A 1,835-nucleotide genomic window follows, 5' to 3' on the forward strand; every position below is an offset into this window, starting at 1 on the left:
CGTATTGTCAAAAGTTTCTAAGTAAAAACTTACATTTTTATTGATTTAATGCTATTTAAGACAAAAAAACTTGCCACCCCCTAAATTTCGGCTAATAATGAGGTTACGACACTCTCAAAATCCCGAAAAAGGATGTGACAAGTTGTACCCTCAATTTATAGCCTATTTATTGAAAATAATCAAGTATCAAGAGAAAATTATTTTTGCTTTGATAGGAATTATCCTTGGTAAATCGGTTGCCCGTGGTCTTTACGATGAACCAGTGGACAAGCCTTATCGAAAGTTAGAAGTCGATCAAATGCCTATCATTGAAACGTTAGAAAAACTAGATTACAAAATGCTTTTAGATGATTATCAGAACAAGTATGGTAAACCCTTGAGACCCGTTATTCGCCGGAAAAACAGTGTGGTAAAAGTTCCAGCGAATCTAACTTGCCCGAAATGTTCTGCACCATCTGACTATCTTTATGCGAACAATGGAGACAAAGGACAATATTTGTGTAAAGTGTGTGAGTGTCTATTCAGTAAAAAGAACAGATTTTTGAAAGAAGCTATTTTCAAATGTCCACATTGTTTCAAAACGTTAGAACGTATCAAAGAGCGTAAAGATTTCTATGTTTACAAGTGTAAAAACGATAGCTGTTCATATTACACTCAAAAGTTAAATCAAATGACAAAAGAAGAACAAAAACGCTTTAAACAAGATCCACAGGCCTTTAAAGTGAGGTATATCTTTCGTGAGTTCAAGTTAGACTTTGACCCGTTGGTTAAAGATTCACCTGTAAAACCAGAAGTGGATCTTTCACGTATTTATGCGTCACCACATACACTAGGACTCATTTTGACTTATTACGTTAATTATGGTCTGTCAGCCCGTAAAACAGCTGCCTTGATGTATGATGTACACCAATTAAAGATTTCGCATCAAACCATTTTAAATTACGCAAATAGTGTTGCACTTATAACCAAACCCTTTATTGATAATTATCCTTACGAATTATCCGACAGCTTTTGTGGGGATGAGACATATATTCGTGTGAAGGGCAAATGGAATTATTTATTCTTTTTCTTTGATGCAGTTAAAAAAGTCATTTTGTCTTATCATGTTTCACCTAACCGGGATACACCATCTGCCATAAAGGCGGTTGGCGATGTACTTACTAAGTTTAAGGAAATCCCAGAAGAACTAACCTTCGTTGTTGATGGGAACCCAATTTATATTTTGGCCCAACACTATTTCGCACAGCGTGACATTGATTTTGATGTCTATAAAGTGATTGGTCTTACAAACGATGATCCCGTATCAGAGGAATATCGCCCATTAAAACAAATTATTGAAAGGCTAAATCGGACATTTAAAGGCAATTACAGGGCGACTACTGGCTTTGGATCCCAAGCAGGTTCTGTTTCTTATGTGACACTTTTTGTGGCTTATTTCAATTTCTTACGACCACATGCATCACTTGAAAATAAAATACCTGTTGTCATTCCTGAGCTTGAGAAACAGCCTCACATGCCAGCTAGATGGACAAAGCTAATTGAATTATCCCAAGGCTTCTTGGCTGAAGAGCAGCAGTCAGCCTAGCTTTTTGTTTAGCTGAGCCCGACAAACAAGCCATCGGCGCAAGCGAACTCTTGACAAACCGAACTAGACAATGGTTTAAAATGGTAAAAGTCAAGGGCTATTTGGCATGCCTACTTTTTGTTCCCTTCGCCCTTGACACCTCACACACAAACCATTGTCGTGTTTGTCAAGAGCGATGGCGGTCGTTTTTTGCCTATCTAAAGTTTAAAATTTTATTTTTTTGTTGTTTCATAGAACTTTTTACATTACC

General features: G+C 36.9%; 1 protein-coding gene. It reads left to right on the forward strand.

Annotation, left to right across the window (positions count from 1 at the left end; all coding sequences use genetic code 11):
- The first annotated feature begins 142 nt into the window (after positions 1–142).
- Positions 143–1,585: an IS6 family transposase gene (locus AC3ASS_RS14095; RefSeq protein ID WP_488284138.1), complete on the forward strand. Its 1,443-nt coding sequence runs from the start codon at positions 143–145 to the stop codon at positions 1,583–1,585.
- Positions 1,586–1,835 lie beyond the last annotated feature (250 nt).

This window comes from Bacillus sp. JST-5, assembly GCF_057747715.1.